Origin of the sequence: Frigoribacterium sp. CFBP 13605, assembly GCF_014839405.1 — a bacterium.
Taxonomy (GTDB): Bacteria; Actinomycetota; Actinomycetes; order Actinomycetales; family Microbacteriaceae; genus Frigoribacterium.
In genome coordinates this window covers 1-7,005 of the sequence record NZ_JACYNS010000120.1, presented here as the reverse complement: position 1 = coordinate 7,005, position 7,005 = coordinate 1, and the positions used below count along the sequence as shown (strand labels likewise).

General features: G+C 72.5%; 6 protein-coding genes. 1 reads left to right on the top strand and 5 read right to left on the bottom strand.

The window, feature by feature from the left end; all coding sequences use genetic code 11:
* Positions 1-61: 61 nt before the first annotated feature.
* From IFT36_RS14430 to IFT36_RS14415, 4 genes are all read right to left on the bottom strand, one after another.
* The gene (locus IFT36_RS14430; RefSeq protein WP_200413479.1) at positions 62-2,017 is read right to left on the bottom strand and encodes a glycogen debranching N-terminal domain-containing protein; all 1,956 of its coding nucleotides are present in this window, start codon (positions 2,015-2,017) and stop codon (positions 62-64) included.
* 64 nt (positions 2,018-2,081) lie between these two features.
* On the bottom strand, positions 2,082-3,008 hold the full coding sequence (locus tag IFT36_RS14425; protein WP_173151986.1) for a carbohydrate ABC transporter permease: 927 nt from the start codon (positions 3,006-3,008) through the stop codon (positions 2,082-2,084).
* Positions 3,005-4,093: a carbohydrate ABC transporter permease gene (locus tag IFT36_RS14420; protein ID WP_043597416.1), complete on the bottom strand. Its 1,089-nt coding sequence runs from the start codon at positions 4,091-4,093 to the stop codon at positions 3,005-3,007. Before IFT36_RS14420 ends, IFT36_RS14425 begins: the two co-directional genes overlap by 4 nt.
* Positions 4,094-4,303: 210 nt before the next feature.
* Entirely contained in the window at positions 4,304-5,557 is a 1,254-nt protein-coding gene (locus IFT36_RS14415) for a sugar ABC transporter substrate-binding protein (protein ID WP_200413478.1), read from the bottom strand.
* 232 nt (positions 5,558-5,789) lie between these two features.
* Between IFT36_RS14415 and IFT36_RS14410 the strand changes: the two genes are divergently transcribed.
* Positions 5,790-6,788: a LacI family DNA-binding transcriptional regulator gene (locus IFT36_RS14410; RefSeq protein ID WP_043597449.1), complete on the top strand. Its 999-nt coding sequence runs from the start codon at positions 5,790-5,792 to the stop codon at positions 6,786-6,788.
* Positions 6,789-6,806: 18 nt separating this feature from the next.
* Here IFT36_RS14410 and IFT36_RS14405 read toward each other — a convergent pair.
* Positions 6,807-7,005, bottom strand: a 199-nt coding sequence (locus IFT36_RS14405) for a hypothetical protein (protein ID WP_200413477.1), incomplete at its 5' end; no start/stop codon positions are given.

Sequence of the window (7,005 nt, the reverse complement as noted above, 5' to 3'; positions counted from 1 at the left end):
TCGCCCGCGTTCGGCGGGAGGGTGCGCGCACCATCGGCGGCGGGGCCAGCGGGGCGAGCGGTCATGGGTGGCGGGGCGGGCGCACGGCGTGCGTGGCGGACCAGACGGCGACGGCGGCTGCGGCGGACCAGGCCTGGGGGCGGCACGAGGCGGGGTACGGCACGGGCGACGGCACCTCGCGGGCCGGGTCGCCCGAGTGGAGCTCGGGCATCCGGTAGTCGAAGGTCGGCGCCGCCGCGAGCAGGCCCTCGGCGAGCATCGCGGCCTCGTCGGCGAACCCGGCCCGGGCCAGGCCCTGCACCGCGATGGCCGTGTCGTGGGTCCAGACGCTGCCCCCGTGGTAGCTCAGGGGCCAGTAGCCGGCGCTGTCGGTCGACATCGTGCGGAGGCCGAATCCGCTGGACAGCTCGGGCGAGACGAGGCGGGACGCGACCAGCGCCTCCTCGTCCGGGTCGAGCAGACCCGTGCCGAGCAGGTGCCCGAGGTTGCTCGTGACCGTGTCGACCGGCCGCTTGGCCGCGTCGAGGGCGATCGCCGGGTAGGCGCCCGCGGCGTCGTCGACCCAGAAGGAGGCGCGGAACCGGTCGCGCAGGCGCCCCGCCCAGTCGCGCCACGCGTCGCCGCCCGCCCGACCGAAAGCGTCGAGCAGGTCGGCCCCGTGCACGGCCGCCTCGTACGCGTAGGCCTGCACCTCGCAGAGCGCGATCGGCCCCTCGGCGAGGGTTCCGTCGCGCCACTGGACGCTGTCCCCGGAGTCCTTCCAACCCTGGTTCGCCAAGCCGTGGCCGGTCTCGTCGACGTACTCGAGCAGCAGGTCGCCGTCGCTGTCGCCCGAGTCGCGCATCCAGGCGAGGGCTGCGTCGAGGTGCGGCAGCAGCGCCTCGACCTCGGCCCGCGGCAGGCCCCAGCGCCAGGCGTCGTGCAGCAGGCAGATCCAGAGCGCGGTCGCGTCGACGGTGCCGTAGTAGAGCGGGGGCAGGCTCACGTCCTCACCGGGGATCGTCAACGTCCGTTGACGGAGTTCGTGCATGATCTTGCCCGGCTGCTCGGCCGTCCCCGGCACGTGTCGAGTGCCCTGGAGGCCCGCCAGCACCCGCAGGGTGCCGCCCGCGACCGTGAGGTCGAGGGGCAGGGTGAAGCGGGCGGCCCAGAGCGAGTCACGGCCGAAGAGCGTGAAGAACCAGGGCGCACCTGCGGCGTAGAACACGTCGTCGGGTGCCGTCGTCGTGGTCAGCCGGAGCGCCGCCAGGTCGTCGCGGGCACGGTCGACCCAGCGGGCGAGCCGGCCGTCACGCGGCGCCGGGTCGAGGTCGGCCCAGTGCGGCGGCGTCCGCACGCCCCGGACGACGGCGTCGGGGGCGGTCGCGACCAGGTCGAGAACGACCGTCACGGAACCCCGGGCGGGGACGACGGCGACCCACTCGACGACGAGGCCGGCGGGGGTGTCCCGCACCGCGCCTCCTCGGGCCTCGAGGTCGACCCGGACTCCTTCTGCGTGCCAGGAGGCGCGGGTGCCGTCGGACGTGAGCGTCGCGTCGCGCACGGGCGCGCCCACGATCCCGGCCTTCACGTGGTCCATGGGGGAGGAGTCGGGTCGCAGGGTCGCGGCCAGGGTGACCGTGAGCTCGCGGTCGAGCCGGGAGGTGACCGTGTGGCGCTCGTGGACGCCCGTGGTCGTGACGTCACGGAGCGAGCTCAGGCGGACGTCGGGGTCGGCTCCGGCGTCGTCGAGGCCGCGCAGCAGCGACTCGAAGCGGACCGACGAGGCTCCGAGGGGCACCGTGGCCACGTGCTCGGGGACGAGACCGTCGACCGTGACGCCGTGCCCGGCGACGAGACGCACGTCGCCGAGGTAGACGCCGTGGATCGTCGCCGCGCCCATCGACCCGTCGGCGGCCGACCACGCCTGGACGGGAGCCCTCAGCACGACGGTCTCGGCGGCGAGGAACGGCTGGAGGCCGGGTGTCGGGGTCGACCGGTCGGCGTGGTCGGAATCGAGGGGGGAGGTCTGGGTCATCGGGGGCTCCTGGGGCTCCGGGTGGCGGGCGTGGGGTGCGACGGGGTGGGCGTCGCGGCGTGCATCACTCTTTGACGGCCCCGGCGCTGGCGTTCATGATGCGGCGCTGGAAGACGAAGAAGACGATGGCGACCGGGATCGTCATGACCGCGGCGGCCGCGAGCTTGATCGGGTACTGCGACCCCTGGCTCAGCTGCCCCGAGGCGAGGCTCGCGACGCCCTTGGTGAGGGTGGTCAGCTCGGGCGACTGGGTCGACACGATGAAGTGCGAGAGCTCGTTCCACGACCCCTGGAACGACAGGATGATGATCGTCACGAGGGCCGGGCGAGCCATGGGCAGGACGATCGACCAGAAGACCCGGAAGGTGCCGGCGCCGTCGATGCGCGCCTGCTCTTCGACGCTGCGCGGGATCGACTCGAAGAAGTTCTTCATGATGAAGACCCCGGCGGCGTCGGTCAGCAGCGGCACGATCATGCCCGAGTACGAGTCGTACATGCCGAGCTGGTTGATCACCAGGAACTTCGGGATGAGCAGCACGACCGTCGGCACCGCCATCACGCCGATCAGCAGCACGAAGATGACGTTGCGCCCCCGGAACTGCAGCCGCGCCAGGGCGTAGCCGGCGAGCGAGTTGAAGAAGACCCGCCCGAGCGTCACCACGATCGTCACGATCGCCGAGTTCTGGAACCAGGTCGGGAAGTCGCTGTTGAGGAACAGCTGGCGGTAGGCGGCGACCGTCGGCGTGATCGGGATCAACGCCAGCGGGTCGGAGGCCGCCTCGGGGTCGGTCTTGAACGACGTCGCCACGTTGATCAGGAACGGCAGGATGTAGATCGCCGCGATGACGATCAGCACGGCGTAGAGCACCGAGGTGCCGGCGATGCGTCGCGTGCTGCGGGGCTCGCGCCCGGCCGGGTGAGGTGGGGCCGGGGGAGGCGCGACCGGCGAGGAGGGGTTCGTCCGGTCGGCGATCGGTGCGGTCGTGGTCATCGCTCGACTCCTGTCGTGTAGAGCCGGGTGCGTCTCTTCGACACGGCCCGTTCGCGCAGCACGATGCGCTGCAGGATCGTCAAGGCGACGATGATGACGAACAGCACGAAGGCGATGGCCGCGCCGCGACCCCACTCCTGTTCGCCGAACGCCGAGGTGTACGAGAGGTAGGCGGGCGTCAGCGTGGTCTTCTGCGGGCCGCCCTGGGTGCCCGTGTAGATCTGGTCGAAGACCTGCCAGGTGCCGATAAGGCCGAGGGTGAGGACCGTGAAGAGCGTCGGTCGCAGTTGCGGCAACGTGATGCGCCAGAAGCGCTGCCAGCCGCTCGCGCCGTCCATCATCGCGGCCTCTTGGACGTCGCCACCGAGGTTCTGCAGGGCCGCCAGGAAGAGCAGCATGAACGTGCCACTGGTGGTGAAGACGGCCATCAGGATGAACGCGGACATCGCGACCGACGGCCCGGCCAGCCAGTCCCACCAGCTGACGCCGAGGGCGGTGTGGTCGGCCAGCAGGGCCGGGGGCTGCGTGACGCCGACGACGGCGAGCAGGTTGTGCAGCACGCCGCTGGCGTCGTTGAACCACGCGGGCCCGGTGATGCCGACGAACGAGAGCAGCTTGTTCACCGCGCCGCTCTGCGAGAACAGGAACAGCCACAGGACGGTGATGGCGACCGAGCTGGTCACCGACGGGAAGTAGAACGCGGTGCGGAAGAACCCGCGGCCGCGCAGCACCTGGCGGTTCACCAACACGGCGAGCAGCAGAGCCACGGCGGTCTGGATGGGCACGACGAGGATCACGTACCAGGCGTTGTTGCGCAGGCTCAGGCCGAAGTCGCGCTCGGCCAGGCCGCCGCCGCCGAGCAGGTCTCGGTAGTTCTGCGCCCCGACGAAGCCGACGCCGGCCGCGAAGGGGGAGCCCCGGCCGGTCCAGTCCGAGACGCTGACCCAGAGGGCCATCAGGACGGGCACGGCCAGGAAGAGGCCCAGGACGATCAGCACGGGCGAGACGAACAGCCAGCCCGAGAGGCCCTCGCCGCGCGAGACGGCGCTGCGCCGGCGGGGGGCCTTGGTCGAGATCGCGGTCATGGGGACTGCCTTTCGTGCGCTGTCTCGGGTCGATGGGTCGCGCCTCCTCGGATGATCGCCGACGAGGCGCGGCCGCGGGGGAGGCGGGGAGCAGGACCGGGGAGGGACGGAGGCGCGACCGCCCTGGGGAGGACGCGTCGCGGCCCCGGCCGCCCCCGTCGGGTGGGGAGTGCGAGGCACCGCGCCGGGGGAGGCGCGGTGCCCCGAGGGTTACTGGAGGATCGCCTCGAAGTTCTTCTGCGCGGACTCGAGGATCGTCTTCGGGTCGCCGTCCTTCAGGCCGGAGAGCTGCGAGTTGAAGTCGCTGATCACGGCGGCGGACCCGTCCTGCGTGGGCGTGCCCTGGGCGAACTCGACCGAGTCGAGGAACGCGGCCTGGTCGGGGTTGTCGGACTTCCAGGTGTCGGCGGCCGACTGGATCGAGGGCATGACGCCGAACGCGTCGGCGAAGGCGAGCTGCTGGTCGGTGCTCGTCAGCTGCTCGACGAGGTCGACGGCGGCCTGCTGGTTGGGGCTGTCGGCGGCGATGCCCCAGCAGTTGGTGAACTGCAACGTGCCCTGGCCGCCGGGGCCGGCGGGCAGCTCGGCCACCTGGTACGACACGTCGGGGTAGTCGTTGGTGAGTGCGCCGGTGATCCAGTTGCCCTCGATGGTCATCGCCGCCTTGCCCGTGCCGAAGGCCTCGCCGCCCCAGCCCGCGCCGAGGTCGCTCGAGAACGCGGCGTCGCCGCTGGTCAGCAGGTCCTTCACGTAGGTCAGCGCCTCGACGTTCTCGGACGAGTCGAGCGTCGCCTCGGTGCCGTCGGCGGTGGTCACCGCGCCGCCGGCCTGCGCCATGAACGCGCCCACCCGGGCGTACTCGGGGCTGAAGGCCAGGCCCACGTGGTCGGCCGTCGTGAGCTTCGCGGCGACCGCCTTCAGCGAGTCCCAGTCGGTCGGGACGTCGGCGTCGGTCAGGCCGGCCGCGGCCCACATGTCGGTGTTGATGATCAGGCCGAGGGTCGAGAAGTCCTTGGGCGCGCAGTAGAACCGGTCGTCGAGCGTGAAACTGTCGACGAGGGTCGGGAAGAAGTCGCCCTCGTTGGCGAGCTGGTCGCCGTAGGCCAGCAGGCTGCCGTTGCCGGCGAAGCCCGCGAGCGTGTCGGTCGAGACGTAGAACACGTCGGCCGGCTCGCCCGAGGCGAAGCCCTGGCTGAGCTGCTGCGGCAGGTCGGAGGCCACGCTGACCTCGGCGCCGGTGCCCGAGTCGTCGGACCAGCTCGCGACGGCCTCGGTGACGGCCTTCGTCTCGGCGTCTCCGCTCGAGCCGATCAGCACGGTCAGCGAGTCGTCGCTGCTGGTGAGGGCGCCGTCGCTCGCGGCGCCCGACCCCTCGCTGAAGCCGGAGCCGCAGGCCGTGAGGGCCAGGGCCGAGATGGTGGTGAGGGCGGCTGCTGCCGCCAGGCGGGTCGTGCGTCGTCGCATGGTGGGCCTCTCGTCGCGTCGTTGCGATGGTGCGGGTGCTGTGGTCGGGGTGTGGTGCCGGGGTGGCGCCTCGGGATGGAGCGGGGGCGGACGTGCGATTTGATCGATCAAATCCGTGTCGTCAGAGTAGGCAGGCCGCCCCGTGGGTGTCAAGACCGGGGAGCCGAGAGGCACCCGGGCGCTGGGGTAACGTGACCCGAGGCCGCCGACCGGCGCCGGGGTGGAGGGCGCGATGACTCGGGTTCCGACACCGCGCCTCCCGACCGTCAGCGACGTCGCCTCGGTCGCGGGGGTGTCGCGGCAGACCGTCTCGAACGTGCTGAACGCGCCCGACATCGTCCGACCCGACACGCGGGGCCGGGTCGAGCGGGCGATCGCGGACCTCGGCTACCGGCCGCACGCGTCGGCGCGACGATTGCGCACCCGCAAGAGCTCGACCATCGGCATCCGGCTCGACCCCGTGCAGAACGGCATCTCGGGCGCGGTGCTCGACCGGTTCCTGCACGCGGTCACCGAGCAGGCCGACGCTCGCGACCACCGCATCCTGCTGTACACGGCGGCCGGGCCCGACGACGAGATCGCCCAGTTCCGCCGCCTGCTCGACGGCGCCGACGTCGACGGGTTCGTGCTCACCTCGACGTTCTTCGACGACCCGCGCACCGAATGGCTGATCGACGCCGGCGCCGACTTCGTCACCTTCGGTCGGCCCTGGGGGATCGACGACATGGGCGACCCGCAACACCGCTGGGTCGACGTCGACGGACGCGCCGGCCTCGCCTCGACGACCGACGACCTGCTCGACCGGGGTGCGACGCACGTGGCCTTCCTCGGCTGGCCCGCCGGCTCGGGCGCCGGGGACGACCGGAGGCGCGGGTGGCGCGAGGCGCTCGCGTCACGGGGCACGCTCGATCCGGCCTCGATCGACGCGCTCGACCTGGCCGTCGAGGACTCGGTGCCGCTCGCCTCGGCTGCGGTCCGGTCGGTGCTCGACGCGGGAGTCGCGGTGGACGCCGTGGTGTGCGCGAGCGACACCCTCGCGCTCGGGGCATCGGTCGTGCTGGGGTCGTCGGTGCCGGTCGTGGGCTACGACGACACCCCGGTCGCCTCGGCGCTCGGCCTGTCGAGCGTCGAGCAACCGCTCGTCGACGTCGCAGGAGCCGTGCTCTCGCTGCTGCTCGACGACAGCGAGCCGCGGCACCGGCTGCTGCGGCCCCGCACCGTCTGGCGCTGACGCTCCCGGGCGCCGGCGCTACTTCTTCTTGCGGGGCGAGGTGCCGGTCGAGTTGCGGGCGGCCGAGCGGGCCTTGCGTGCGGCGGCGCCGCCTCCGCGGTTGCCGGCCGCCGAGCCCGGTGCGCGCGGGGTCTGCTTCGGGCCGGGTTTCGTGCCGTTCTGCGCGGGCTGGACGTCGAGGCCCCGCTGCACCGCGCCTCCTTCGACCGCCGCCCCG

What these genes read in the sequence shown, in the direction of transcription:
- IFT36_RS14430 (WP_200413479.1), bottom strand. Translation starts at nt 2,017, where the DNA reads ATGACCCAGACCTCCCCCCTCGATTCCGACCACGCCGACCGGTCGACC.
- IFT36_RS14425 (WP_173151986.1), bottom strand. Translation starts at nt 3,008, where the DNA reads ATGACCACGACCGCACCGATCGCCGACCGGACGAACCCCTCCTCGCCG.
- IFT36_RS14420 (WP_043597416.1), bottom strand. Translation starts at nt 4,093, where the DNA reads ATGACCGCGATCTCGACCAAGGCCCCCCGCCGGCGCAGCGCCGTCTCG.
- IFT36_RS14415 (WP_200413478.1), bottom strand. Translation starts at nt 5,557, where the DNA reads ATGCGACGACGCACGACCCGCCTGGCGGCAGCAGCCGCCCTCACCACC.
- IFT36_RS14410 (WP_043597449.1), top strand. Translation starts at nt 5,790, where the DNA reads ATGACTCGGGTTCCGACACCGCGCCTCCCGACCGTCAGCGACGTCGCC.